The sequence below is a fragment of the Pseudomonas sp. Leaf127 genome (assembly GCF_001423155.1).
Taxonomy (GTDB): domain Bacteria; phylum Pseudomonadota; class Gammaproteobacteria; order Pseudomonadales; family Pseudomonadaceae; genus Aquipseudomonas; species Aquipseudomonas ovata.
Genome location: NZ_LMOA01000009.1, coordinates 1 through 26627, shown reverse-complemented (window position 1 = coordinate 26627; position 26627 = coordinate 1). Strand labels below are relative to the sequence as shown.

26 protein-coding genes, 3 tRNA genes and 1 pseudogene are annotated in these 26627 nt (G+C 62.2%); 28 read left to right on the top strand and 2 right to left on the bottom strand.

All coding sequences use genetic code 11. The features are described 5' to 3' along the window. Window positions 1–13 precede the first annotated feature (13 nt). The 28 genes from fabG to ASF84_RS07410 all read left to right on the top strand — a co-directional run bounded on the left by fabG (window position 14) and on the right by ASF84_RS07410 (window position 25052). Entirely contained in the window at window positions 14–754 is a 741-nt protein-coding gene (fabG, locus tag ASF84_RS07545; protein WP_056836847.1) for a 3-oxoacyl-ACP reductase FabG, read from the top strand. Between the two features lie 197 nt (window positions 755–951). After that, window positions 952–1188 carry an acyl carrier protein gene (gene acpP, locus ASF84_RS07540; protein ID WP_010223225.1) on the top strand — a complete coding sequence of 79 codons (237 nt, stop codon included), beginning with the start codon at window positions 952–954 and terminating at the stop codon, window positions 1186–1188. Between the two features lie 113 nt (window positions 1189–1301). Next, on the top strand, window positions 1302–2546 hold the full coding sequence (gene fabF, locus ASF84_RS07535) for a beta-ketoacyl-ACP synthase II (protein ID WP_056836845.1): 1245 nt from the start codon (window positions 1302–1304) through the stop codon (window positions 2544–2546). After that, a complete protein-coding gene (pabC, locus tag ASF84_RS07530; protein ID WP_056836844.1) occupies window positions 2546–3361 on the top strand; it encodes an aminodeoxychorismate lyase in 816 nt (271 codons plus the stop codon). The genes fabF and pabC overlap by 1 nt, the downstream gene beginning before the upstream one ends. 3 nt (window positions 3362–3364) lie before the next feature. Next, a complete protein-coding gene (gene mltG / locus ASF84_RS07525; protein ID WP_056836842.1) occupies window positions 3365–4486 on the top strand; it encodes an endolytic transglycosylase MltG in 1122 nt (373 codons plus the stop codon). 16 nt (window positions 4487–4502) lie between these two features. Continuing rightward, complete coding sequence (gene tmk / locus ASF84_RS07520) at window positions 4503–5135, top strand: dTMP kinase (RefSeq protein ID WP_056836839.1); 633 nt, start codon at window positions 4503–4505, stop codon at window positions 5133–5135. Continuing rightward, on the top strand, window positions 5128–6114 hold the full coding sequence (locus ASF84_RS07515; protein ID WP_056836837.1) for a DNA polymerase III subunit delta': 987 nt from the start codon (window positions 5128–5130) through the stop codon (window positions 6112–6114). The genes tmk and ASF84_RS07515 overlap by 8 nt, the downstream gene beginning before the upstream one ends. Window positions 6115–6145: 31 nt before the next feature. Beyond that, on the top strand, window positions 6146–6502 hold the full coding sequence (locus ASF84_RS07510; protein ID WP_056836836.1) for a PilZ domain-containing protein: 357 nt from the start codon (window positions 6146–6148) through the stop codon (window positions 6500–6502). Between the two features lie 14 nt (window positions 6503–6516). Beyond that, entirely contained in the window at window positions 6517–7302 is a 786-nt protein-coding gene (locus tag ASF84_RS07505; protein WP_056836834.1) for a TatD family hydrolase, read from the top strand. Between the two features lie 328 nt (window positions 7303–7630). Next, complete coding sequence (locus tag ASF84_RS07500) at window positions 7631–8284, top strand: LysE family translocator (protein WP_056836831.1); 654 nt, start codon at window positions 7631–7633, stop codon at window positions 8282–8284. Window positions 8285–8418: 134 nt separating this feature from the next. Beyond that, the gene (locus tag ASF84_RS07495; protein WP_056836830.1) at window positions 8419–9081 is read left to right on the top strand and encodes a TetR/AcrR family transcriptional regulator; all 663 of its coding nucleotides are present in this window, start codon (window positions 8419–8421) and stop codon (window positions 9079–9081) included. A gap of 103 nt (window positions 9082–9184) precedes the next feature. Further along, window positions 9185–9787 (top strand): DUF4823 domain-containing protein, encoded by a 603-nt coding sequence (locus ASF84_RS07490; protein ID WP_056836828.1) that lies wholly within the window; start codon window positions 9185–9187, stop codon window positions 9785–9787. Between the two features lie 8 nt (window positions 9788–9795). Beyond that, window positions 9796–10356, top strand: coding sequence for a DUF1285 domain-containing protein (locus ASF84_RS07485; protein ID WP_056836825.1), 561 nt, complete (start codon window positions 9796–9798; stop codon window positions 10354–10356). 66 nt (window positions 10357–10422) lie between these two features. Next, the gene (locus tag ASF84_RS07480; RefSeq protein ID WP_056836822.1) at window positions 10423–11433 is read left to right on the top strand and encodes an aspartate-semialdehyde dehydrogenase; all 1011 of its coding nucleotides are present in this window, start codon (window positions 10423–10425) and stop codon (window positions 11431–11433) included. Window positions 11434–11540: 107 nt separating this feature from the next. Then, a complete protein-coding gene (locus ASF84_RS07475) occupies window positions 11541–14297 on the top strand; it encodes a FimV/HubP family polar landmark protein (protein ID WP_056836820.1) in 2757 nt (918 codons plus the stop codon). Between the two features lie 83 nt (window positions 14298–14380). Next, window positions 14381–15235 (top strand): tRNA pseudouridine(38-40) synthase TruA, encoded by an 855-nt coding sequence (gene truA, locus ASF84_RS07470; protein ID WP_056836817.1) that lies wholly within the window; start codon window positions 14381–14383, stop codon window positions 15233–15235. 59 nt (window positions 15236–15294) lie between these two features. After that, window positions 15295–15915, top strand: coding sequence for a phosphoribosylanthranilate isomerase (locus ASF84_RS07465; protein ID WP_056836815.1), 621 nt, complete (start codon window positions 15295–15297; stop codon window positions 15913–15915). A gap of 254 nt (window positions 15916–16169) precedes the next feature. Further along, on the top strand, window positions 16170–17090 hold the full coding sequence (gene accD / locus ASF84_RS07460) for an acetyl-CoA carboxylase, carboxyltransferase subunit beta (RefSeq protein ID WP_056836813.1): 921 nt from the start codon (window positions 16170–16172) through the stop codon (window positions 17088–17090). Then, window positions 17087–18367 carry a bifunctional tetrahydrofolate synthase/dihydrofolate synthase gene (gene folC, locus ASF84_RS07455; RefSeq protein ID WP_056836811.1) on the top strand — a complete coding sequence of 427 codons (1281 nt, stop codon included), beginning with the start codon at window positions 17087–17089 and terminating at the stop codon, window positions 18365–18367. The genes accD and folC overlap by 4 nt, the downstream gene beginning before the upstream one ends. Before the next feature lie 18 nt (window positions 18368–18385). Next, window positions 18386–19060 carry an SPOR domain-containing protein gene (locus ASF84_RS07450; protein ID WP_056836809.1) on the top strand — a complete coding sequence of 225 codons (675 nt, stop codon included), beginning with the start codon at window positions 18386–18388 and terminating at the stop codon, window positions 19058–19060. A 137-nt stretch (window positions 19061–19197) separates the two neighbouring features. Continuing rightward, window positions 19198–19785, top strand: coding sequence for a CvpA family protein (locus ASF84_RS07445; protein WP_056836807.1), 588 nt, complete (start codon window positions 19198–19200; stop codon window positions 19783–19785). 12 nt (window positions 19786–19797) lie between these two features. Beyond that, window positions 19798–21306, top strand: a complete 1509-nt coding sequence (gene purF / locus ASF84_RS07440) for an amidophosphoribosyltransferase (protein WP_056836804.1) — start codon at window positions 19798–19800, stop codon at window positions 21304–21306. A gap of 20 nt (window positions 21307–21326) precedes the next feature. Next, window positions 21327–22538, top strand: coding sequence for an O-succinylhomoserine sulfhydrylase (locus ASF84_RS07435; RefSeq protein ID WP_056836802.1), 1212 nt, complete (start codon window positions 21327–21329; stop codon window positions 22536–22538). Continuing rightward, window positions 22535–23314 (top strand): SDR family oxidoreductase, encoded by a 780-nt coding sequence (locus tag ASF84_RS07430; protein ID WP_056836800.1) that lies wholly within the window; start codon window positions 22535–22537, stop codon window positions 23312–23314. Before ASF84_RS07435 ends, ASF84_RS07430 begins: the two co-directional genes overlap by 4 nt. A gap of 126 nt (window positions 23315–23440) precedes the next feature. Further along, window positions 23441–23516, top strand: a tRNA-Val gene (locus ASF84_RS07425). A gap of 69 nt (window positions 23517–23585) precedes the next feature. Next, window positions 23586–23662: transfer RNA gene (locus tag ASF84_RS07420), tRNA-Asp, on the top strand. 128 nt (window positions 23663–23790) lie between these two features. Further along, window positions 23791–23867: transfer RNA gene (locus ASF84_RS07415), tRNA-Asp, on the top strand. A 255-nt stretch (window positions 23868–24122) separates the two neighbouring features. Further along, window positions 24123–25052: a DUF2242 domain-containing protein gene (locus ASF84_RS07410; RefSeq protein WP_082481435.1), complete on the top strand. Its 930-nt coding sequence runs from the start codon at window positions 24123–24125 to the stop codon at window positions 25050–25052. A gap of 5 nt (window positions 25053–25057) precedes the next feature. Here the strand turns inward: ASF84_RS07410 and ASF84_RS07405 are convergent, their stop codons facing one another. Together ASF84_RS07405 and ASF84_RS07400 are read right to left on the bottom strand one after the other, a co-directional pair. Beyond that, a complete protein-coding gene (locus tag ASF84_RS07405; protein WP_056836798.1) occupies window positions 25058–26101 on the bottom strand; it encodes a DNA topoisomerase IB in 1044 nt (347 codons plus the stop codon). Window positions 26102–26321: 220 nt separating this feature from the next. After that, window positions 26322–26627: pseudogene (locus tag ASF84_RS07400) on the bottom strand (threonine ammonia-lyase, biosynthetic); the annotation flags it as partial.

Below are 26627 nucleotides of genomic sequence, written 5' to 3'. Positions count from 1 at the left end.
AGGAGAAACCTGCATGAGTCTGCAAGGTAAAGTTGCACTGGTGACCGGCGCCAGCCGAGGTATTGGCCAGGCCATCGCCCTGGAGTTGGGGCGCAACGGTGCTGTGGTTGTCGGTACGGCGACATCCGAAGCCGGTGCAGAGCGCATCAGCGCAACCCTCAAGGAACATGGCATCGAAGGTTTCGGCCTGGCGCTGGACGTATGCAATGCCGAGTCCGTCGAAACTGTCCTGGCGACCATCCAGGCGCGGGTGGGCGTGCCGTTGATCCTGGTCAACAATGCCGGCATCACACGCGATAACCTGATGATGCGCATGAAAGACGACGAATGGCATGACGTCATCAATACCAACCTGACCAGTCTGTACCGCCTGTCCAAGGGCGTGTTGCGTGGCATGACCAAGGCGCGTTGGGGCCGAATCATCAATATTGGTTCAGTTGTCGGTGCCATGGGCAACGCCGGTCAAGTAAACTACGCTTCCGCGAAGGCTGGGCTGGAAGGTTTCAGTCGTGCCCTGGCGCGTGAGCTCGGTTCTCGTGCCGTGACCGTGAATGCGGTAGCGCCAGGCTTTATCGATACGGACATGACCCGCGAATTACCCGACGCCCAGCGTGAAGCGCTGTTGACCCAGATTCCTCTGGGTCGCCTTGGGCAGGCGCAGGAAATTGCCAACGTAGTAGCATTTCTGGCGTCCGAGGGTGCAGGCTATGTGACCGGGGCTACGATCCCGGTGAACGGCGGGATGTACATGTGAGCTGATTGCGACGGTTCGTTTCAAAAAAATGTAATACGAGCTGTCTAAAATCCGTTATAAAGCTGCAATCTTTCAGTAGGTACAGGGCCGGTGGGGAGCCGGAGGGGTGCGACAAGCTTGAAAAAGCCAAAACCTCTTCTATACACTTACCCACTGGCCAGATGCCTGAACATTTCCACTAGGAGTTAAAACTAGGTATGAGCACCATCGAAGAGCGCGTCAAGAAAATCGTTGCCGAGCAACTTGGCGTCAAAGAAGAGGAAGTGAAGAACGAGTCCTCTTTCGTTGAAGACCTGGGCGCTGACTCCCTGGACACCGTCGAGCTGGTCATGGCTCTGGAAGAGGAATTCGAAACCGAAATCCCTGACGAAGAAGCGGAAAAGATCACCACCGTTCAGGCTGCCATCGACTACGTGAACAGCCACCAGGCCTGATTCTTCGTAATCGCTGCCTGTTGTCATGGGAAAACCGCACTGCTTTTACCGGCGTGCGGTTTTTTCTTTGAAACGATGAAGATGTTTCGCCAACGAGAGAGAAGGAGAGTCCTGTGTCGCGTAGACGCGTCGTGGTCACCGGGATGGGAATGATATCGCCACTGGGCAATGATGTGCCCAGCAGTTGGCAAGGCATTCTGGCAGGCCGCAGTGGTATTGATCTGATCGAACACACTGACCTGTCGGCTTTCACTACACGCTTCGGTGGGTCGGTGAAAGGATTTGATGTCACGCAATACCTGGCGCCCAAGGAGGCGCGGCGGGTCGACCTTTTTATTCAGTATGGGCTGGCGGCCAGTTTTCAGGCAGTGCGTAACGCCGGGCTTGAAGTGACCGATGCCAACCGTGAGCGCATCGGCGTTGCCATGGGCTCGGGCATTGGCGGCCTGACCAACATCGAGAACAGCAGTCGTCTGATGCACGAGCAGGGGCCAGGGCGGATTTCTCCGTTTTTCGTGCCAGGCTCCATCATCAACATGATTTCCGGCTTCCTGTCCATCCACCTGGGTGCACAGGGACCCAACTACGCCATTTCCACGGCCTGCACCACCGGTACCCACTGCATTGGCATGGCGGCCCGCAATATTGCCTACGGTGAAGCCGACGTGATGATTGCCGGCGGCGCCGAAATGGCCGCATGCGGTCTGGGCATGGGTGGTTTCGGCGCGGCCCGTGCGTTGTCGACCCGCAATGACGAACCGGCGCGTGCCAGCCGGCCCTGGGACAAGGAGCGCGACGGTTTCGTGCTGTCCGACGGCTCGGGGGCGATGGTGCTCGAAGAGCTTGAGCACGCCAAGGCGCGTGGTGCAACCATCCTGGCCGAACTGGTCGGCTTTGGCATGAGCGGCGATGCCTTCCACATGACCTCGCCACCCGACAGTGGGGCCGGTGCTGCGCGCTGCATCACCAACGCCCTGCGTGATGCGCGGGTCAACCCCGAGCAGGTGCAGTACATCAACGCCCACGGCACCTCGACCCCGGCCGGCGACCTTGCCGAAGCCCAGGCGATCAAGAGCGTATTTGGCGATCATGCCTACCGACTGGCGGTCAGCTCCACCAAGTCGATGACCGGTCACCTGCTGGGTGCAGCCGGTGCCGTCGAGGCGATTTTCAGCGTACTGGCCTTGCTCGATCAGGTGGCGCCGCCGACCATCAACCTCGACCAGCCCGATGAAGGCTGCGACCTGGACTTCGTGGCCCATGAGGCCCGGCGTCTGCCGATCGACGTGGTCCTGTCCAACTCCTTCGGTTTTGGCGGTACCAACGGCTCGCTGGTGTTCCGTCGGTTCAGCGAGTGATGCAAGCCTGGGTCGACGGCTGCCCGGCTGACGCCCTGTCGCTGACCAGTCGGGGGCTGGCCTACGGCGATGGCCTGTTCGAGACCGTTGCCGTCAGGGCCGGCCGGCCCGTGTTGTTCGAGCGTCACCTGCAGCGCCTCGAGGCTGCCTGCGCACGGCTGGCCATCGAGCCTGACCTGTCGCGGGTGCGGGACGAGATGGTTCGCTTCGCCGCCGGACTGGATGAAGGGGTCATGAAACTGATCCTGACCCGTGGCGACAGCCTGCGCGGTTATGCCCCGGCGCCTGATGCGCCGGCACGGCGCATCCTGCAAGGATCCGCTGCCCCGTCATACCCGGCCGGACATTACGAGCAGGGCGTGCAACTGTTCGAATGCCAGACCCGCCTGGCCGAGCAGCCACTGCTGGCCGGCCTGAAGCACCTCAATCGCCTTGAGCAGGTGCTGGCCCGCGCCGAATGGCGCGACCCCCGTTATGCCGAGGGGCTGATGCGCGACACCTCGGGGCGACCGGTCGAAGGGGTGTACAGCAATCTGTTCCTGATTCGTAACGGCGTGTTGCTTACTGCCGCGCTGAGCCGCTGTGGCGTGGCCGGCGTCATGCGCGGCGAACTGCTCGATCAGGCACGAACGCTGGGTATTGCGGTCGATATACGCGATTTGTCGATGTCCGACCTTGAGCAATCGGACGAACTCTTTGTGTGCAATAGCGTGTATGGCATCTGGCCGGTGCGTGGGTTTGCGCAGTTGAACTGGCCGGTCGGACCGCTCACCCGTAAACTGCAGTCTATTGCGCGCGTGCTTCTGGGTAACTGATTCGTGATCCGAAAATTACTGGTGTTGCTGGAAACTGCCGTGGTGCTGGTCGTCCTGGGGCTCGGCTATGCGCTCTGGGAGCAGAACCAGGCCTTGCATCAACCGTTGAATGTCGCACAGGAGCGCCTGCTGGACGTGCCCAATGGCTCTACGCCGTCGGGCGTGCTCAATCGCCTTGAGGGTGAAGGCGTCATTGATGGCGCGTTCTGGCTGCGCCTGTACTGGCGCTTCAACCTCGCCGGCCAGCCCTTGCACAGCGGTGAATATCGCCTGACACCAGGCATGAGTGTCCAGGACCTGTTCGGTGTCTGGAAACGCAAGGAAGTGGTGCAATACAGTGTGACACTGGTCGAAGGCTGGAATTTTCGTCAGGTGCGTGCGGCACTTGCGCGCCAGGACAAGCTGGAGCAGACCCTGCAGGGCCTGAGCGACAGTGAACTGATGACGCGCCTCGGCTATCCGGGTGTCGTGCCCGAAGGCCGGTTCTTTCCGGACACTTACCGCTATGTGCGTGGCATGACCGATGCCGAGCTGCTCAAGCTGGCTTACAAGCGCCTTGAAGAGGTGCTGGACGACGAATGGCGCCAGCGAGCCCCGGACCTGCCGTATGTCGATCCGTACCAGGCGCTGATCATGGCCTCGCTGGTCGAGAAGGAAACCGGCGTGCCCCATGAGCGTGGCCAGATTGCCGGTGTGTTCGTGCGCCGTCTGCAGATCGGCATGCTGCTGCAGACCGACCCGACCGTGATCTACGGCATGGGTGAGCGCTACAACGGCAAGATCACCCGCGCGCACCTCAAGGAACCCACGCCTTACAACACCTATGTGATTGCCGGTCTGCCGCCGACCCCGATCGCCCTGGCCGGTCGTGAAGCCATCAACGCCGCCCTGCACCCGGTGGCCGGGCGCAGTCTGTATTTCGTGGCCAAGGGCGATGGCAGTCATGTGTTCTCTGCCAGTCTGGACGAGCACAATGCCGCTGTGCGCGAGTACCAGATCAAGCGCCGCGCCGACTACCGGTCGAGCCCCGCGCCCCTGGCGCCACCGGCCACCGGTTCAACCCCTGCGCCAACCGATCCTGCCGAGGCTGAACAAGCGTCCGGCGACGAGCCGGTGGCGCCATGACCCTCAAGGATTTTTTGTGACTGGCCTGTTTATCACCCTCGAAGGCCCTGAAGGCGCCGGCAAGAGCACCAATCGTGAGTACCTGGCGGCGCAGCTGCGTGCCCAGGGTGTCGATGTGGTCATGACCCGCGAGCCGGGCGGCACGCCACTGGCCGAGCGAGTTCGCGAAATTCTCCTGGCGCCCAGTGCCGAGGTGATGAGTGCCGATGCTGAACTGCTGCTGGTGTTTGCGGCGCGTGCCCAGCATGTGGCCGAGGTCATCCGCCCGGCGCTGGCGCGTGGTGCGGTGGTACTTTGTGATCGATTTACCGATGCCACCTACGCCTATCAGGGCGGTGGGCGCGGCCTGTCTCATGAGCGCATCGCCATTCTCGAACAGTTTGTGCAAGGCACATTGCGACCCGACCTGACCCTGGTATTCGACCTGCCGGTGGAGATCGGTCTGTCGCGGGCAGCGGCCCGGGGTCGGCTGGATCGCTTCGAGCAGGAAGGCCGGGCGTTTTTCGAGGCGGTGCGCAACACCTACCTGCAACGCGCACACGCTGAACCTGCACGCTATCAACTGATCGATGCCGCGCAGTCGCTCGAACAGGTCCAGCGCTCGCTCGACGCGCTGCTGCCCGCCTTGCTGGAACGTTGCCGTGGCTGAGGCCTACCCTTGGCAAGATGCGCTGTGGAAGCAACTGGCCGGCCGTCCCCGGCATGCGCATGCCTACCTGTTGCACGGACCGGCCGGTATCGGCAAGCGGGCCCTGGCCGAGCGGTTGATGGCGCACCTGCTGTGTCAGCGGCCCGAGGCGCTCAAGGCCTGTGGGCAGTGCAAGTCGTGCCTGTTGCTGGTCGCCGGCAGCCATCCCGACAATTACATCCTGGAGCCTGAAGAGGCCGACAAACCCATCAAGGTCGATCAGGTGCGCGACCTGGTGAGCTTCGTGGTGCAGACGGCACAGATGGGCGGGCGCAAGGTCGTGCTCATCGAGCCGGTCGAGGCGATGAACATCAATGCTGCCAATGCCTTGCTCAAAAGCCTGGAAGAGCCTTCGGGCAACACCGTGCTGCTGCTGGTCAGTCACCAGCCGAGCCGTTTGCTGCCCACCATCAAGAGTCGCTGCGTGCAACAGGCCTGCCCCCTGCCGGGCGAGCGCATGAGCCTGGACTGGTTGCAGGCAGCCCTGCCGGATGCCGGTGAGTCACTGCGGATCGAGTTGCTGACCCTGGCCGCCGGTTCGCCGCTGCTGGCGGTCAAGCTGCAGGCCCAGGGCGTCAGTGAGCAGCGGGCGCTGGTGGTCGACGGCGTCAAGAAACTGCTCAAGCAGCAGCAATCACCGACCCAGTTGGCCGAAGCCTGGAAAGACGTGCCGTTGTTGCTGCTGTTCGACTGGTTCTGCGACTGGTCGTACCTGATGCTGCGCTACCAGTTGACCCAGGACGAAGAGGGCCTGGGCCTGGCGGACATGCGCAAGGTGGTGCAATACCTGGCGCAGAAGTCGACGCGCAACAAAGTGCTGGCCATGCAGGACTGGGTACTGGCCCAGCGCCAGAAGGTCATGGGCAAGGCCAATCTCAATCGCGTGCTGCTGCTCGAAGCCTTGCTGGTGCAGTGGGCAGGCTTGCCCGGACAAGGGTAGACTGCGTTGAATGTCACCTTGAGGAGCTGCAATGAGCTTGCCGATCAGTCCTGGTCCGCGTAACGGCATTCTGTCCTTGACCATCAAGGACAAGTCCGTGCTGTATGCCGCCTACATGCCCTTCGTCAAGAACGGTGGCCTGTTCATCCCGACTGGCAAGAACTACAAGCTGGGTGACGAGGTGTTCATGCTGCTCAACCTGATGGACGAGCCGGAAAAAGTCCCGGTCGCCGGGCGCGTGATCTGGATCACGCCCAAGGGCGGACAGGGCAACCGCGCCGCCGGCGTCGGTGTGCAATTCAGCGACGGTGACAATACCGCCCGCAACCTGATCGAAACCCATCTGGCCGGTGCCCTGAAGTCCGACCGTCCCACCCACACGATGTAGTTGTGTCCTTGCCCATGCTTGTAGATTCCCATTGTCACCTTGATCGCCTTGACCTGACCTCGCACGCGGGGTCGCTGGACGCTGCGCTGGAGGCCGCCCGCGCCCGCGGCGTCGGCCACTTTTTATGCATCGGCGTCAGTGCCGACAACGCCGCCGTGGTCAAGGCCGTGGCCGAGCGCTACAGCGATGTCGACTGTTCGGTGGGCATTCATCCGCTGGACGTGACACCGGGCGGGGCGCCAGCCTTGCAGTGGCTGTTGAGCGAACTGGATCACCCCAGGGTGGTGGCTATCGGTGAAACCGGTCTGGATTACCATTACGAGCCCGAGGCGGCCGAGGTGCAACAGGACTCGTTTCGCCTGCACCTTCAGGCTGCGCAAGTCACCGGCAAGCCGGTGATCGTGCATACCCGTGCGGCCCGTAGCGACACCCTCGCGCTGCTGCGCGAAGCCGCGTTGCCGCAGGCCGGCGTGCTGCATTGTTTTACCGAGGACTGGGAGATGGCCAAGGCTGCCCTGGACCTGGGCTTTTACATCTCGCTGTCCGGCATCGTGACCTTCCGCAATGCCGATGCCTTGCGCGATGTCGCGCGCCAGGTGCCGGCCGATCGCTTGCTGGTCGAGACCGACTCGCCTTATCTGGCGCCGATTCCCTATCGTGGCAAGCCCAACCTGCCGCAATACGTGCGTGAAGTGGCCGAGTTTCTGGCCATGCTGCGCGGCGAACCCTATGAGCGTTTTGCCGAGCAGACCACCGCCAACTTTGCCCGCTTGTTCCCCCTGGCCCGGGTGCAGGCCTGAAGCCTGCCGCACAAGCCGTAAACCGCAGGCAAAAAGAAACCCGGGTTCTGGGGGGGGAATCCGGGTTCAAGACCATTAGGAGTAAAACAAAGGCAGGGTCATCCATGGTTGCCTTTACTGGCGCGACATTTGGGGGAATGCGCACCAACGCTTTAAGTATTGATGAGGATACGATGGCGTCCAGTCGTCTTTGATCATTTTTTAAACAGTTTTGGAATAGCAAACCATCGCTTCAGAGCTTGATGAATGGTCTGTAGGCCACTCCTCGGCGCTTGTGGGCGGTTTTTCAGGGCGCTTTGGCGTGCCGTTTTATGTGAGGCGATGAAAAATGGAGTTTTCCAACGGCTTTCTGCTCAGCCTGTCGTTATGCCTGGACATTGGCCTGGCCAATATCGCCATGATGACCCTGGCCATGCAACGTGGTTTTTCCAAGGGCTTATGGCTGGGCATTGGCACCTGTTTCGGTGACCTGGCCTATGCGGTGCTGGCCATGACCGGCATGGCGGTGCTGTTGCAGTATGAGGCGGTGCGTTATGTGTTGTGGCTGGGCGGCACGGCGGTGCTGACCTGGTTCTGCATCAAGATGATCATGAGCGCGATGTCGGCCACGGCGGTGTTGCAGACCCCGGAGCGTGTCGGCAACGACAGCAATCGCACCTTGTTCTTTCGCGGCATTTTCCTGGCCATGTCGTCACCGACCGCCATTTTGTGGTTCGCTGCAGTGGGTGGGGCGATCATTGCCCGCCAGGGGGCAGACCTGGGCGGCGCGTCGGCTTTTCTGAGCGGGTTCTTCATGGCCGGGCTTTGCTGGTCGTTTGCCTTGTGCGCATTGGCCCACCAGGGGGGACGCTTGCTCGGCGAGCGCATGCTCAAGTGGTCGTATATCGCCTCGGCATTGATTTTTGCCTACTTCGCCATTTATGTCGTCGTGACCGGCTACATGGAGTTCATTGGCGGCGCGTCGCCGGTTTTTGCGCACTGACACCTTGAATGTGGGCTGAAACACCGGCAGATTTGCCGGTTGCGCACTGTCGCAGCGCGTGGATGATCCGTGCAATTTCGCGCCAGACAGGCATAATACCGGGCTTCGATTTAAGCCCTGCAGATTGACTCACTATGCAAAAAGAACCTCGAAAGGTCCGTGAATTTCGCCGTCGTGAGCAGGAAATCCTCGACACTGCGCTAAAGCTGTTTCTGGAACAGGGCGAAGACAGCGTCACCGTCGAAATGATTGCCGACGCGGTCGGCATCGGCAAAGGGACGATCTACAAGCACTTCAAATCCAAGGCTGAAATCTACCTGCGCCTGATGCTTGATTATGAGCGCGACCTGAATACGCTGCTGCATTCGGCCGATGTCGACAAGGACAAGGAAGCGCTGTCGCGCGCCTATTTCGAATTCCGTATGCGTGACCCGCAGCGTTACCGGTTGTTTGATCGTCTTGAAGAAAAGGTCGTCAAGGGCAATCAGGTGCCCGAACTGGTCGAAGAACTGCACCGCATCCGCGCGTCTAACTTCGAGCACCTGACCCTGCTGATCAAGGGACGGATCAACGAAGGCAAGCTTGAAGACGTTCCCCCGTATTTCCATTACTGCGCGGCGTGGGCGCTGGTGCACGGCGCCGTGGCGCTGTACCACTCGCCGTTCTGGAGCAATGTGCTCGAAGACCAGGAGGGGTTCTTCCAGTTCCTGATGGACATTGGCGTGCGCATGGGCAACAAGCGCAAGCGTGATGCCGACAGCCATCCTGAGCCAGCACTCGATCCTGCCGATAAATAAGGCGGCCAGTCGAATCTGTCTGCAATCCGGGTGGAAATGGCGCGGAAGCTGCATCAGGCGACCATTCGCCGGTTTTTCGTCACCGGCCTCTGGGAGGAACATGATGCGTAGCCTGGTCTTGCTGCTGGCGCTTGTGGCGCTGGGCGGTTGCATGAAAGTGAGTGACATGGGGGAGGGGGTGCGCGAGCAGTTCAGCGATGCCGGCCTGCTCGATCATAGCCAGACCCGGCGCACCAGCAACTTTCGCCTGCAACCCGACTCCTTCATCTACATCGCTCAGGGCGCTTTCGTGCCGCCTGGCAAGGCTTACCCGCGCCCCAATGTGGTGGCTGAAGAGGCCTTCGATAACTTTGTTGAGTTCTTTCCCATGGTCCGCCGTGCCCGTGGGCCGCTCGGCCTTGACGATGCCTTGACCGAGGCGCGCAGTGCCGGTGCTCACTATCTGCTCTACGCGCGTTTTGCCAGGGCTGACGACCGGATCGGCACCTATGATCAGTGGGCAGACGAAGAAGCACTGGATCGCATGGGCATCGACAGCGGCGTCATCCAGTTGATGCTGGTTGAAACCAGTACGCGTTATCTGATCGACAGCGCCCGTATTCGCAGTCGCGGCGGATTGCTGACGCTTTACGATACCCGTCCTGAAGATTTGCTTGGTCCGCCCCTGGAAGACTACGCTCGCAGTCTGTTGGGACTTTCCCGTTAGGACTCATCATGAGTGATTCAGGCAAGGTTAACGATCTGCTGGGGCAGATTCCGAAAAGTGGTGCATTGCCGCCGGTGCACCTGTGGAATCCGGCATTCTGCGGTGATATCGACATGCGTATCGCTCGCGACGGCACCTGGTACTACCTGGGCTCGCCCATTAGTCGCAAGCCGATGGTGCGGCTGTTTTCCCGCATCATTCGCCGCGACGGCGATGATTATTTCCTGGTCACGCCGGTGGAAAAGGTCGGCATCCAGGTCGATGACGCACCCTTCGTGGCCGTGATCCTGCAGGTGACGGGCGAAGGTGAAACCCAGGTCCTGCGCTTGCTGACCCACGTCGACGATGAAGTCGAAGTCGGCCCCGGTCATCCCTTGCGTGTTCACACCGACCCGCTGACCCAGGAGCCTGCGCCGTATGTGCTGGTGCGTGACAACCTCGAGGCCCTGATTCATCGCAATGTGTTCTACCAACTGGTCGAGCTGGCGGTGGTGCGTGAGATCGACGGCCAGCGCTGGCTGGGTGTCTGGAGCCATGGGGCCTTTTTCTGCCTCGGCCTGGAGCCGTGACCTCGTTTGCCTGACAGGCGTTGCCCGCGTAAAGTGCCGCTCCCTGTTTTTTCCTGAGGTTTTTGCATGAGCCAGTCCTTTGATATCGCCGTGATTGGCGCCACCGGTACTGTCGGCGAAACCATTGTCCAGATTCTTGAAGAGCGCGATTTTCCGGTGGGTGAGCTGCATTTGCTCGCCAGCGCCGAATCTGCCGGCAGTTCAGTGCCCTTTCGCGGCAAGAACGTACGAGTGCGTGAAGTCGATGCCTTCGATTTTTCTCGCGTGCGCCTGGCGTTTTTCGCCGCCGGTCCCGCCGTCAGCCTGAGTTTTGCCCCGCGTGCGCTGCAAGCGGGCTGCTCGGTGGTCGATTTGTCCGGTGCTTTCCCGGCTGACCAGGCGCCGCAGGTGGTGCCTGAAATCAATGCGGCACGACTGGCGGGCCTGTCGGGTGCGTGCCTGGTGGCCAGTCCGAGTCCGTCGGCCACTGCGCTGGCCCTGGTCCTGGCACCCTTGCAGGATTTGCTGGACATTCAGCGCGTCGATGTCACGGCCTGCCTGGCCGTCTCTACCGTGGGCCGCGAAGGCGTCAGCGAGCTGGCACGCCAGACCGCCGAATTGCTCAATGTCCGTCCACTGGAACCGCGCTTTTTTGATCGCCAGGTGGCTTTCAACGTGCTTGCGCAGGTGGGCACGCCCGATGCCGACGGTCATGTGGCCCTGGAAAAACGCCTGATCCTGGAGTTGCGCCAACTGCTTGGTCTGCCTTTGCTGAAGGTTGCGGCCAGTTGCGTTCAGGTCCCTGTGTTTTTTGGCGACAGCTTCAGCGTTTCTCTGCAAGGCGCCAGGGATGTCGACCTGCAGGCCATCAATGAACGCCTTGAGGCGGCAGCCGGGATCGAGCTGGTCGAGGCAGGTGACTATCCAACGCCGGTAGGCGACGCAGTGGGGCAGGATGTGGTCTATGTTGGTCGGGTGCGTGGCTCGATGGACGACCCCAAGCAGCTCGGTTTGTGGCTTGTGTCAGATAATGCACGCAAAGGTGCTGCGCTCAATGCTGTGCAGTTGGGTGAATTGTTGATAAAAGACCATGTGTAAAAGATACTTGTCGGTAATTTGCAGAAATACTCTAGCAACAACACGCTTTAGACCCATTGCGGAACTAAGTTCTTCAGCTTCGGGGAATATTTAACAAGGGATGGGCTATGGTTCAGGTTCGTAAACTGGTAGTAGCAATCGCTGCAGCTTCGGCACTGTCATCGGGCATGGTGCATGCGTTGGGGCTTGGTGAGTTGTCGGTCAAGTCGACCCTGAACCAGCCGCTGCTGGCTGAAATCGAGCTGACGGATGCGAAGGGCATCAACGCCTCGCAACTGGTGCCCAGCCTGGGCACGACGGCCGATTTCGCCCAGGCAGGCGTGACCCGGCAGGCCTTTCTCAGTGACCTGACCTTTACCCCGGTGATCAATCCCGGTGGCAAGAGCGTCTTGCGCATTACTTCCAGCAAGCCGGTGCGTGATCCTTACGTAAAGTTTCTGGTGCAGGTCCTGTGGCCCAATGGCCGTGCTCAGCGTGAGTACAGCCTGCTGCTGGACCCGCCCAAATTCGAAACGGCTGCCGCGCCTGCCGAGAAGCCGGCAGCCGTGCCTGCGGCGGCCGCCCCGCAACTGCCATCGGTGACACCGCCGGTGGCTGCACCGGTACAGCAAGCCCCGGCGGCCGCTGCGGCAGCGCCTGCCGAGGCGCCTTTGCCGGCACCGAGCGCCGACAAGGCGGCCCGCTACGTCACCTCCAACAACGATACCTTGTGGGAAATCGCGGCGAAGGTGCGCAATGGCGGCACCATTCAACAGACCATGCTGGCCATCCAGGCACTGAATCCGGATGCGTTCATCGATGGCAACATCAACCGCCTCAAGAAAGGCCAGGTCTTGCGCTTGCCGACTGCGCCGCAGGCCACCGCCTTGCCGCAAAGCCAGGCCGTGGCCGAAGTGGCCCAGCAATACCGCGCCTGGCGCGAAGGCCGCAGGACGCCTGCCGGCAGTCGTCAGGTGGATGCGACTCGCCGCGCCAGTGCAGGCGCAGCCCCCGCCCAGGTCGAAGCCAGGGATAACCTCAGCCTGGTCGCGGCCGGCCCCGCCGCCCAGAAAGGCGCGGCGGCCGATGCCGACCTGGCCAACAAGCTGGCGGTGACCCAGGAAGCGCTCGACACCACGCGTCGTGACAATGCCGAGCTGCAAAGCCGCATGGGCGATCTGCAGAGCCAGCTCGACAAGCTGCAGCGCCTGATGGAGCTCAAGAACGATCAACTGGCCAAGATGCAGGCCGGAGCCAACGCACCGGCCGCGCCGGCCACCCCGGCTGTCGCACCGTTGCCGGCCACTGCTGTCGATGCCGCCGGTGCGCCGATCAAGCCGGCCGGTGAGGTTGCACCTGAAGACGCCCTGGCGGCAGCCCAGGTGGCCACACCGCCAGCCGATCAGCCGCTGGCGGTGGAGCCTGTGGCTGCAGAGCCTGAATCCGATCCGCTCAAGGCCGTGCTCGACAACCCGGTGATGCTTGGCCTGATTGGCGGTGCCGCCTTGCTGGTCCTGGCCTTGCTGCTGCTGTTTCTGGCGCGTCGTCGCAATGCCAAGGCCGAGAAAGACAAGCACAAGCGCATGGCGCGTGCCCTGGCCGAAGAGGCGCAGTTCACCAACGACATGGAGCTCAATGCGCCGGCCGACAGCTTCGATGGCCTGGACGTCGCTTCGCCCAGCTACAAAATGGCCCCGGCTGCCGTGGCCGCCGCTGCTGCCAATGCCTCGCGCGACCGACCGACCGATCCTCTGGTGCAAGCCGAGATCCATATTGCCTATGGCCGCATGAACCAGGCTGTGGAACTGCTGGAAGAGTCGGTCAGAGAAGAGCCGCAGCGCGACGATCTGCGTCTGAAACTGATGGAAATCTACGCCGAGCAAGGCAACCACAAGGCGTTCGCGGCTCATGAACGAAAGCTGGTGGCGGCGGGAAAGCTTCAAGCTGAGGCCGGGCCGGCGCTGGCGCCGGCCGTTGTGCCATTGCCTGTAGAGCCTAAAGTGGCCGATACCGCAGCGCCTGTGGCCGCCGTTGCCGCTGCCGCCGCAGTCGCCGCCACTACGGCGGCGCTGTCGACGGAACTGGATGCCAAGTACCTGGAAGAACTGCTGGCCGATGACGAGCCCGAGCAGGCGCCGGTGGTCGAGCCAGTCGTTGAGCCGCCAGCCGTGGCGCAGGACGAGGCTGAAGTCGACCCGCTGGAAAACGAGTTTGACCTGAGCCTGGATGCCCTTGAGTCGGCGCCTGAAGATCATGTGGTCACGGTGGACGACCTGGATGACCTGCTGCTCGACGACGCGCCAGGTGCCAGCGATACGCCGGTCATGGATGAGCCGCTGTCAGCGGTGAGCCCCGAGCCTGACAATCTGTCGGACTTCGACCTTGATCTGGCCGACGACGATCCGGTGCTCAATCACGAGGACGATTTCCTGGCAGGCTTGGGTGAAGATCCGCTGGACCTGGGGGCGAGCGAGCCTGAGCACGCCAACGTTGACCTGGAGCTGCCCGAGGATTTCGACCTGTCTTTGGCCGATGAAATTGAAACCGAGCACGCCAGCGAAGCCTTTGCCTCCGAGATCGACGACGTCAATGCCGAACTCGATCGTCTGTCGCAGAGCCTGGAGAATCCACCGCTCGAAGAACAGGCCTTCACGCGCAACGAGCCGGCGCCTTTCACCAGCGACGATGCGTTGGCCTTCGATGACGAGCCTGAATTCGATTTTCTTTCAGGCACCGACGAGGCGGCAACCAAGCTGGACCTGGCACGGGCTTATATCGACATGGGCGATGCCGACGGCGCGCGCGACATTCTTGGCGAAGTAGTCGACGAGGGTGACGAAGGGCAGAAAAGCGAAGCGCGGGAGCTGTTGGCAGGCCTGACCTGACATCATGCATCGGGGCGGCTGGCGTCTTTTGTCCGCCGCCTTATAATGGCCGCCCTTTTTGTAACCCTCTCAGGCTGTAATCCTTGGCCAATATCGATAACCCGGCTGCCGAAACGGCTGCCGAGGGCGTTTACCGCATTGCGCTGGGCGTCGAATACAAGGGCTCGCGCTACAACGGCTGGCAGCGTCAGCTCAGCAGTGCGACCACCGTCCAGGAAGTTCTCGAAAATGCCCTTGGCAAGGTGGCGGCAATGCCCGTCTCGCTGCAGTGCGCCGGCCGCACCGACGCCGGGGTGCATGCCTGCGGTCAGGTGGTGCACTTCGATACCACGGTCGAGCGCTCTGAAAAAGCCTGGGTCATGGGCACCAATGCCAGCCTGCCGCACGATGTCAGTGTGACCTGGGCGCGCGTCATGCCGCCGCATTTTCATGCGCGCTTCAAGGCCATCGCCCGACGTTATCGCTATGTGATCTACAACGACCAGATCCGCCCGGCGCACATGGGCCAGGAGGTCACCTGGAACTACCGGCCGCTGGATGTCGAGCGCATGGCCGAGGCGGCGCAATACCTGATTGGTACCCACGATTTCAGTGCCTTCCGTGCCGGGCAATGCCAGGCCAAGTCACCCATCAAGAAAATGCACCACCTGCGTGTGACCCGTCACGGCAAGATGATTGTCATTGATGTGCGGGCCAACGCCTTCTTGCATCACATGGTCCGTAATATTGCAGGTGTCCTGATGACCATCGGCACCGGCGAGCGGCCGCCGCGATGGGCCCTGGAAGTCTTGCAGAGCCGGGTGCGGCGCAATGGCGGGGTCACGGCGCATCCTTTCGGCCTGTACCTGGTGCAGGTCGAGTACCACGATGAGTTCGCCTTGCCGGAACGTTACATCGGTCCGCATTTTCTCACCGGCTTCACTGGCCTTGCCGGCTGACGATCGCAGCAGCATTTGTTAACATCCGGCACTTTCCGAAAGGACTGAGGTTTCGCGACATGTCAGCCGTTCGAAGCAAGATCTGCGGGATTACCTGCATGGAAGATGCACTGGCTGCCGTGGATGCCGGCGCAGACGCCATCGGGCTGGTGTTTTATCCGCCCAGCCCGCGTGCGGTCACTGTGTTGCAGGCGCGGGCAATCATTGCCGCCTTGCCGCCGTTCGTCACCACGGTCGGGTTGTTCGTCAATGCCACCCGGTGCGAGCTCAACGAGACCCTCGAGGCCGTGGCGCTCGACCTGCTGCAGTTTCATGGCGATGAATCACCCGAGGACTGCGACGGTTACCACCGGCCGTTCATCAAGGCGCTGCGGGTCAGGCCTGGCGATGACATCGCCGCCGCTTGCAGGACATACGCCAAGGCCAGCGGGCTGTTGCTCGATGCCTATGTGCCCGGCGTGCCGGGCGGCACCGGAGAAGCCTTTGACTGGAGCCTGATTCCCGAGGACCTGGCAAAGCCGGTGATTCTGGCCGGTGGCCTGACTCCGGACAACGTGGCGCAGGCCATTGCACAGGTCAGGCCTTATGCGGTGGATGTCAGTGGCGGGGTGGAGTTGCGCAAGGGCATCAAGGATCACGACAAGGTACGGGCTTTCATGCGTGCTGTGCGTGGGGCCTGATGTGACGGTTGCCAAAGTGCTGCCGTCCATTAGCCTGTCCCTGTGTCGAACCGCATCGGCAGGTCTTATTGAGCAGGTCAGGTCCTGATGGGCGCTGGCCGGATTGTAAATACCATGGTCGAAAGCAGGCAGGTCTGGCCAGGCGCCGGCCGCAGGCTGTCTGTTTCGGCCAACATCACGAATTTAGTCAAGGGCATGCACCCGACGCACAGGCGTCAGGTGCTGGAACCGAACCGGTACTGGAGAAGCAAAGCATGAGCAATTGGTTGGTAGACAAACTGATCCCTTCGATCATGCGTTCCGAGGTCAAGAAAAGCTCGGTCCCTGAAGGCCTGTGGCACAAGTGCCCCTCCTGCGAAGCGGTGCTGTATCGCCCCGAACTGGAAAAGACCCTGGATGTCTGCCCCAAGTGCGATCACCACATGCGCATTGGTGCGCGCGCGCGCCTGAACATTTTCCTCGATGCCGAGGGCCGCAATGAGCTGGGTGTCGACCTGGAGCCTGTGGACCGCCTGAAATTCCGCGATGGCAAAAAGTACAAGGACCGCCTGGTCGCTGCGCAGAAGCAGACCGGCGAAAAAGACGCCCTGATTTCCATGAGCGGTACGCTGCTGGACATTCCTGTCGTGGTGTCGGCGTTCGAATTCTCGTTCATGGGCGGCTCGATGGGCGCTGTCGTTGGCGAGCGCTTTGTACGCGCAGTCAACTACGCGCTTGAACACCGCTGCCCGATGATCTGCTTCTCGGCCTCCGGCGGTGCGCGCATGCAGGAAGCGCTGATCTCCCTGATGCAGATGGCCAAGACCTCGGCGGCGCTGGCACGTCTGCGCGAAGAAGGCATTCCGTTCATCTCCGTGCTGACCGACCCGGTCTACGGCGGCGTTTCCGCCAGCCTGGCCATGCTGGGCGATGTGATCATTGCCGAACCCAAGGCGCTGGTCGGCTTTGCCGGGCCTCGCGTCATCGAGCAGACCGTGCGCGAGAAACTGCCCGAAGGTTTCCAGCGCAGCGAGTTCCTCATCGAGCATGGCGCCATCGACATGATCATCCCGCGCCAGGAACTGCGCGTGCGCATGGCCCGGCTGCTGGCACAGATGCTGGGCCTGCCGTCGCCAAAGACACCAAAGCCGGTCTTTGAGGCCGTTGCCGCCGAGCCGGACCTGGCCACCGTATGACCGCGCGCACGCTGGATGACTGGCTTGCCTATCTGGAGCAACTGCACCCGTCGGCCATCGACATGGGGCTGGACCGTTCACGGCAAGTCGCTCGCCAGCTGGGCCTGACCCGGCCGGCACCGCGGGTGATTACCGTGACCGGCACCAACGGCAAGGGCTCGACCTGTGCCTTCCTGGCAGCTCTGTTGCAGGCGCAGGGCCTGAAGGTCGGCGTCTACAGCTCGCCGCACCTGCTGCGCTACAACGAGCGTGTGCAGGTGCAGGGCGAGCAGGCCAGCGATGCACAGTTGTGCGCAGCCTTTACCGCTGTCGAGGCTGCGCGTGGTGGCATCACCCTGACTTACTTCGAGATGGGCACCCTGGCGGCGTTCTGGCTGTTCGAGCAGGCGCAACTGGATGCCGTGGTACTGGAAGTCGGCCTGGGCGGGCGCCTGGATGCTGTCAATCTGGTCGATGCCGATCTGGCGCTGGTGACCAGCATCGGGCTGGACCATGCCGACTGGCTGGGCGACACCCGCGAATCGGTGGCATTTGAAAAGGCCGGGATCTTGCGCGCCGGTGTGCCGGCGCTGTGTGGTGATCTCGATCCACCGGCGCCATTGCTTGAGCGTGCTGCCGAGCTGGCGTGTCCGTTGTCACTGCGCGGCCGCGATTTCGATCTGAGCATCGAGGCGCGGGGCTGGCACTGGCAGGGGCGTGACCGGGCAGGGCACCCGCTTGAGCTGCGTGAGGTGCCCTTGCTCGACCTGCCGATGGAAAATGCCGCCCTGGCCTTGCAGGCCTATGCCCAGCTCGACCTGCCCTGGCAGGCTGATGTATTGCGTCAGGCGCTGAGGGATGCGCGTATCGTCGGGCGGCTGGATCGGCGGGTCGTGCGCTGGCAGGGCAAGACCCTCACGTTGCTGCTGGACGTCGGTCACAACCCGCATGCTGCCCGCTTCCTGGCGCAGCGCATGGCCCAGCGGCCGCTGTCTGCCGGGCGCCTGGCCGTATTCGGCCTGCTGTCCGACAAGGACCTTGAAGGCGTGGTGGGTGAGTTGCAGGGCAGCATCCGGCACTGGGCGGTGGCGCCTTTGCCGACGCCGCGTACCCGACCGGTCGTGCAATTGCAGTCGACCCTGCAGAACCTTGGCGCGAATGTGACGTCTTATCAGGATGTCGCGCAGGCGCTGCAAGCACAGTGCGTGGAGGCGACAGCCGATGACGAGATCCTGGTGTTCGGGTCTTTTTATTGTGTGTCCGAGGCGCTGGCGTGGTTGGCCCGGCACACCGATTGAGGATTGAGGAAGCTGCACATGGCGTTTCTGGATAAGGCTTACAAGCAGCGGATGGTGGGTGCGCTGGTATTGATCGCTTTGGCGGTCATCTTCCTGCCGATGTTGTTTACCCGCCAGGACGAGACCCGTTCGGTGCAGGTCGACGCCCCGGCAGCCCCCCAGGCACCGGCGGTGCAGCCCTTGCAGGTCGAGCCGGTGCCGGTGCCTGAGCAGCAGGAGGCGCTGGTTGATAATGCGCCCACTGGAACTGCGCCGCCGTCGATGCCGATTGCACCGTCACCCACCGCTTCTGCGCAAGCATCGGCACCGGTTGCCAGCGCACCGGCGCCCAGGCCTGCGCCCGCTGCCAAGCCGACCCCGGCGCCTGTGACCACCGCTTCGGTGCCTGCCGCCACGGCCCCGGCGACCACGCCCGCCAAACCGGCGGCGCCCAGTGGTGTCGATGCCAACGGCCTGTCGGTGAGTTGGTCGGTGCAACTGGCCAGCCTGTCGAACCGGGCCAATGCCGACAACTTGCAGAAGACCCTGCGTGCCCAGGGCTATAACGCCTATATCCGCACTGCAGGCGAGGTCAATCGGGTGTTCGTCGGGCCGCTGATCGAGCGTGCCGAGGCCGACCGCCTGCGCGATCAGCTCGACAAGCAGCAAAAGCTCAAGGGCATCGTGGTGCGCTTCCAGCCTGAGCGCGGCTGACTCTCCTGCATTTCTGCGTAATACGGGCCAGTTTCCTGGTCCGTTCTGGATAAAAATCCCTGCACCGATAATCGCAGCTTACCGAGGGCCGAGCGCTCTGCTAAAATGCGCCGCCTTATCCGTCTGCAGGCTGCAACGTGTCATTTACTCCGGTTGACTGGGCGATTCTTGCGATTATCGCCATCTCCGCTTTGATCAGTCTCAAGCGCGGCTTCGTCAAGGAAGCCCTGTCGCTGCTGACCTGGATCATTGCAGGTGCGGTCGCCTGGATGTTCGGCGCGGGGCTGGCCCACCACCTGGCTGACTACATCGCAACGCCTTCTGCGCGCATCATTGCCAGTTGTGTCATTCTTTTTGTCGCCACCCTGCTGGTAGGCGCCATGGTCAATTTTCTCATCGGCGAACTGATTCGCGTCACCGGGCTGTCCGGGACCGATCGTTTCCTGGGCATGGTCTTTGGTGCCGCGCGCGGTGGCCTGTTGGTCGTCATCGCCGTCGGGCTGATGAGCCTGGGGCCGGTGCAACAGGATCAATGGTGGCAGCAATCGCGTCTGCTCCCGCAATTTCTCATGGTCGCTGACTGGTCGAAAAACCTGGTTCTCGGGATGTCCGGTCAGTGGTCCGCCAGCGGTATCAGCATTCCTGCTGAGCTACCGTTCAAGGAGCAGGTCCTGTCGCCGGAAGCGGCGCAGGACGTGCTTGGTAAATCCAGTTCCATTAAGTAGGGGTTGTGTCGCATGTGTGGCATCGTCGGAATCGTCGGTAAGTCGAATGTCAATCAGGCGCTCTATGACGCGCTGACTGTCCTGCAGCATCGCGGCCAGGATGCTGCCGGTATCGTGACCAGCCATGACGGCCGGTTGTTCCTGCGCAAGGACAACGGATTGGTGCGCGATGTGTTCCAGCAGCGTCATATGCAGCGTCTGGTCGGGCACATGGGCATCGGCCATGTGCGCTATCCGACAGCGGGCAGCTCGACCTCGGCCGAGGCTCAGCCGTTTTACGTCAACTCGCCTTATGGCATTACCCTGGCGCACAACGGCAACCTGACCAACGTCGTGCAGTTGGCCAAGGAGATCTACGAGTCTGACCTGCGTCACGTCAACACCAACTCCGACTCGGAAGTGCTGCTCAACGTGTTCGCCCATGAGCTGGCTGTGCGCGGCAAGCTGCAGCCCACCGAAGAAGATATCTTCGCGGCCGTCACCGACGTGCACAAGCGTTGCCGTGGTGGCTACGCCGTGGTGGCGATGATCACCGGTTATGGCATCGTCGGCTTCCGTGACCCGGACGCCATTCGTCCGATCGTGTTCGGCCAGCGTCATACCGACGAAGGCGTCGAGTACATGATCGCCTCCGAGAGCGTGGCCCTGGATGTGCTGGGCTTCACCCTGATTCGCGACCTGGCGCCGGGCGAGGCGGTGTACATCACTGACGACGGCAAGCTCTACACCCGTCAGTGCGCGCCGAACCCCAAGTACGCACCGTGCATCTTCGAACACGTCTACCTGGCGCGTCCGGACTCGATCATCGACGGCATCTCGGTGTACAAGGCGCGCCTGCGCATGGGTGAGCGGCTGGCCGACAAGATCCGTCGCGAGCGTCCCGAGCACGACATCGACGTGGTCATCCCGATTCCTGACACCAGCCGCACGGCGGCGCTGGAGCTGGCCAACCACCTGGGCGTCAAGTTCCGCGAAGGCTTCGTCAAGAACCGCTACATCGGCCGTACCTTCATCATGCCCGGCCAGGCGGCCCGCAAGAAGTCCGTGCGCCAGAAGCTCAACGCCATCGAGCTGGAATTTCGCGGCAAGAACGTGATGCTGGTCGACGACTCGATCGTGCGCGGCACCACCTGCAAGCAGATCATCCAGATGGCCCGTGAAGCCGGCGCCAAGAATGTGTATTTCTGCTCGGCGGCGCCTGCTGTGCGTTATCCGAACGTGTACGGCATCGACATGCCGAGCGCCCACGAACTGATCGCCCACAACCGCAGCACCCAGGAAGTGGCCGACCTGATCGGTGCCGACTGGCTGGTCTACCAGGACCTCAGCGACCTGATCGAAGCGGTCAGCGGCAGCAAGAAGATCAAGATCGACAATTTCGACTGCTCGGTCTTCGATGGCAAATACGTGACCGGCGACATCGACGAGCATTACCTGAACCGGATCGAAGATGCGCGCAACGACGCGGCCAAGGTCAAGACCCAGGCCGTAAGTGCGATCATCGACCTGTACAACAACTGATTGCGACAAGGAATACGCGCATGTCTGAGCAATGGGATGCAGGGCGCCTGGACAGTGATCTGGACGGCGCAGGCTTCGATACCCTGGCCGTACGTGCCGGCCAGCACCGCACGCCGGAGAGTGAACACGGTGATCCGATGTTCTTCACCTCCAGCTATGTGTTCCGTACGGCGGCCGATGCCGCCGCCCGGTTCGCAGGTGAAGTGCCAGGCAATGTCTATTCGCGCTACACCAACCCGACCGTGCGCTCCTTCGAGGAGCGCATTGCCGCCCTCGAAGGCGCCGAGCAGGCGGTGGCCACGGCCACCGGCATGGCCGCCATCCTGGCTGTGGTGATGAGCCTGTGCAGCGCCGGCGATCATGTGCTGGTGTCGCGCAGCGTGTTCGGCTCGACCATCAGCCTGTTCGAAAAGTACTTCAAGCGCTTCGGCGTCGAAGTCGACTACGTGCCGCTGGCCGAACTGACCGGCTGGGATGCGGCGATCAAGAGCAACACGAAACTGTTGTTCGTCGAATCACCGTCCAACCCGCTGGCCGAACTGGTCGATATCGCCGCGCTGGCTGAAATCGCCCGTGCCAAAGGCGCGATGCTGGTGGTCGACAACTGCTTCTGCACACCGGCCTTGCAACAGCCGCTGAAACTGGGCGCCGATGTCGTGGTGCATTCGGCCACCAAGTTCATCGACGGCCAGGGCCGTTGCATGGGTGGCGTGGTTGCCGGTCGCAGCGAGCAGATGAAGGAAGTGGTCGGTTTCCTGCGCACCGCAGGCCCGACCCTGAGCCCGTTCAACGCCTGGATCTTTCTCAAGGGCCTTGAAACCCTCAGCCTGCGCATGCGTGCCCATTGCGCCAGCGCCCAGACCCTGGCCGAGTGGCTGGAGCAGCAGGACGGCATCGACAAGGTGCATTACGCCGGCCTCAAGAGCCATCCGCAGCATGCCCTGGCCCAGCGCCAGCAAAAAGGCTTCGGTGCGGTGGTGAGTTTCGAGGTCAAGGGCGGCAAGGAGGGCGCCTGGCGCTTTATCGATGCAACCCGACTGGTGTCGATCACCGCCAACCTGGGCGACAGCAAGACCACCATCACCCATCCGGCCACCACCTCCCATGGTCGCCTGTCGCCTCAGGAGCGCGCCTCGGCGGGCATCCTTGACAGTCTGATCCGTGTGGCTGTCGGGCTGGAAGAAGTGGCCGACCTGCAGGCTGACCTGGCACGCGGGCTGGCAGCCCTGTGAGTGACTGGACGCTGCCGGTCCACAGCAACAGCAACGGTCGGGTGGCGCTGGTCACCGGGGCCGCACGCGGCATCGGCCTGGGCATCGCCGCCTGGCTGATCAGCGAGGGCTGGCAAGTGGTGCTGACCGACGTGGACCGCATGCGCGGTGCCAGGGTCGCCGAAAGCCTGGGGGACAACGCCCTGTTCATTTGCATGGACGTGGCCAGTGAAAGCCAGGTGGTGGGCGGCGTGGCCCAGGTGCTGCGCCAGTTCGGGCGTCTGGATGCGCTGGTGTGCAACGCGGCGGTGTCCGAGGCGCACAACGGCACACTCGAAAGCCTGGACCTGGAGCGCTGGAACCGGGTGCTGGCGGTCAACCTCAGTGGTCCGATGCTGCTGGCCAAGCACTGTGCGCCTTACCTGCGTGCCCACGGCGGCGGCATCGTCAACCTGACCTCGACCCGTGCGCATCAGTCCGAGCCTGATACCGAGGCTTATGCAGCAAGCAAGGGCGGTCTGCTGGCCCTGACCCATGCCTTGGCGATGAGCCTGGGGCCGGAGATCCGCGTCAATGCCGTATGTCCCGGCTGGATCGATGCCCGTGATCCCTCCGTGCGGCGTGCCGAACCGCTGGCCGATGCCGATCATGCGCAACACCCGGTTGGCCGGGTCGGCACCGTTGAAGACGTAGCGGCCATGGTCGCCTGGCTGTTGTCGCGCAACTCCGGTTTCGTGACGGGGCAGGAGTTCGTGGTCGACGGCGGCATGAGCCGCAAGATGGTCTACGTAGAATAGCGGCAAGCGGCAAGTTGTCAGCGACAGGTAAAAGCGCTCTGATTCGGAGAGATTTTAAAAAACTTCAATCAGGGTATTGACTTAGGTTCTGTAGGTGCGTAAATTTCGCGGCCTCAGCGAAGCAAAGGGTGATTAGCTCAGCCGGGAGAGCATCTGCCTTACAAGCAGAGGGTCGGCGGTTCGATCCCGTCATCACCCACCATCGTTGAGTTTGAAGGCTGTTTCACGAGGGTCTTCAAGGTTTCAAAACCAGGGTGAAAGTCCTGAATGCGCAGCGGTAGTTCAGTCGGTTAGAATACCGGCCTGTCACGCCGGGGGTCGCGGGTTCGAGTCCCGTCCGCTGCGCCATATCATCCAGACCGGGTTCGCCGGGTCCGGGACTGAAAAGCCCAAGGGCTGATCAGTCAGGCAGTGATGCAAACTACCGAAAGTTTGTTTCAGGCCGATTAAAGTGTTGTAAGCGTCACAAGCGATACGCAGCGGTAGTTCAGTCGGTTAGAATACCGGCCTGTCACGCCGGGGGTCGCGGGTTCGAGTCCCGTCCGCTGCGCCATACAAAGCTTCAAGGCCTTGAACTCCTTGAAGCAAATAAAAAAGCCACCTCAGGGTGGCTTTTTTATTGCCTGGTGTTTTTGCACCTTTCTGATGCGCAAGCGTCGAGTGACGGGTACGTCTGTCGCGAAGGTTGATGAAACACAAAATGTATCGTCATCCATGCCAACTCTGCGTTGATCCTCTGCCTGCCTTGTTGCAGACTTGGCGCCTCTTTTGCTTTGTCGTCTTGTCGCTACTCTCTCCAGGATCCTCGATGGTCAATTTTCTGAATGTGCGCACCGCCTGCTGGGTGACTGCCCTGCTGCTGGCTGCCGGCTGCACGTCTCCCAAGAAGCAGGCGCTTTACGATCACGAGCATTTCGACGATGCCGGCACGTATTCGCGCAGTTACCCGGCCAGCGACGTAGCGTCCTGCGAAGCGGCGCGCCGCGCCTTGCTCAGCCAGGGCTACATCATCACCAGCAACGACCCGAAGATGATCGGCGGGCGCAAGAGCTTCCAGCAGACCGGCGACACCCATATCGAGATCAGCTTCAACGTGGTCTGTGCCGATGACTCCAGTCCTGGTACCTCAAGCATGTTCGCCAACGCCTTGCAGGACCGCTACGCGTTGAAGAAAACCAACACCTCGGCCAGCCTGGGCGTCGGCGTGCTGGGGTCGGTGTCGATGCCGATCGGCTCCACCGACGACTCGATGGTCAAGGTGGCCAGCGAAACCGTGGCGTCAGACAAGTTCTACGAGCGCTTCTTCGGCCTGGTGGAAAACTTCCTGCCGGCCGAGGTCAAGCAGGCGGCGCATATCGTCGAGAAACCCAAGGCGGACATGGGCGTGCCTGAAGTGGCGCCGGCTCCGGCTCCGGCTGCCGCGCCCGTATCTGCCGCACCGGCGGCGCTGTCGGCTCCGGCGACCCCGGCGGTGGTGCCGGCTGATGCAACGCCCGCGCCGGCGGCTGTCAGCGATTCAACGGCCACCGACGTGAGCAGTCAGCCGCAGGCGGCGCCTGTGGAGTCGGAGTCGATCAAGGTCGAGGCTGTCGAAACACCGGCCCAGGCGCCCGTTGAGGAGGTTCAGCCAGCGGCAGAGCCACCCGCCGCCGAACAGCCGGTCATCGAGTCGTTGTCCACGGAACCTGCGTCCAACAAGCCGCCGTCGGAACCGATCCAGGCCATGCCGATCCCGTAACCGCGTCAGCCCTTCTGCGCCAGGCTCTGTTCGTGCAGTTGCTGGAGAAATGCCGTCAAGGCGACCTCTTCGGCACTCAGGCCCTGGCGCTTGCGCACCCGCGGCAGCTTCGCCAACTGGCCCAGCACAAACCCTTCCAGCACCGCCGGGTGGATGTAGCACTTGCGGCACACCGCCGGCGTGTTGCCCAGCTCCCTGGCCACGTTCTTGACCATCTCGACGATGTGCTTTTTCGCATCGGCTTCCGGCTCCCAGTCCAGCTTGCGCAAGGTGGTCAGGGCCATGACGCTGCCGGCCCAGGTGCGGTAGTCCTTGGCGGTGAAGTCAGCGCCGGTGAGGGTGTGCAGGTAGGCGTTGACGTCCGATGAGGTGATGGCGTGGCGCTGCCCGTCTTCGTCCAGGTACTGGAACAGGTTCTGGCCGGGCAGCTCCAGGCAGCGCTTGATGATGCGCGCCATGCGCTTGTCCTTGATGCTGATCTGATGCTCGACGCCGCTCTTGCCCCGGAACTGAAACAGGATCTCGCTGCCCTTGATGTCCACATGCTTATTGCGCAGGGTGGTCAGGCCGAACGAACGGTTATCCCGTGCGTAGCGTGTATTGCCTATACGTATCAGGGTGGCGTCAAGCAGCATGACCACGGCCGCGATCACCTTGTCGCGGCCCATGCCGGGCACGCCCATCTGCGCTTCGAGCTGCTTGCGCACCTTCGGCAGTGCCGAGCCGAACGCCATCATGCGCGTGTACTTGTCCTGGTCACGGATTTCCCGCCAGCGCGGGTGGTAACGGTACTGCTTGCGCCCGCGCGCATCGCGGCCAGTGGCCTGCAGGTGACCGCGAGGGTCGGCGCAGATCCACACATCGGTGTAGGCGGGCGGAATGACCAGCGCATTGATGCGCTCGATCTCGGCCTGGTCGCGGATGTGCTGGCCGTCCAGGTCGAAGTAGGCAAACTTGCCGCGCAGGATCTTGCGACTGAAGCCGGGCTGGCTGTCGTCGACATAATGCAGGTCGCTGGGAAGCTGTTCGGCGGCGATGGCGTCAGGCATGACGTTCAGGTCCAGAAGGGGATATCTTCATGGACCCTCGCCGCGTTTACAGGTGCCAAAAATCTGCAGACACAATCGTGTCACGCTCCCCGTAGGAGCGACCAGCGGTCGCGAAGACTCACGATCAGACGCAACAGATTCAGTGTGTGCCCCGGCCCTTTCGCGACCGTGGGTCGCTCCTATAGTTATTTCTATAGCGACCCACGGTCGCGACTCGGTTCTACCCCATAAACAGCCGGTACGCCGGATTATGCGTCTCGTCCCAATACGGGTAGCCAATCTCCTGCAACGTGTCCTTGACCAGGTCGTGTTCATCCTCTGGCACCACCAGCCCGGCCACTACCCGCCCATCGGCCGCGCCGTGGTTGCGGTAGTGGAACATCGAGATGGTCCAGCGCCCGCCCAGCTTGTTGAGAAAGTTGAACAGCGCCCCCGGCCGTTCCGGAAACTCGAAGCGCAGCACCAGCTCGTCGCTGACCCGCTCCGAATGCCCGCCCACCATGTGGCGGATGTGCAGCTTGGCCAG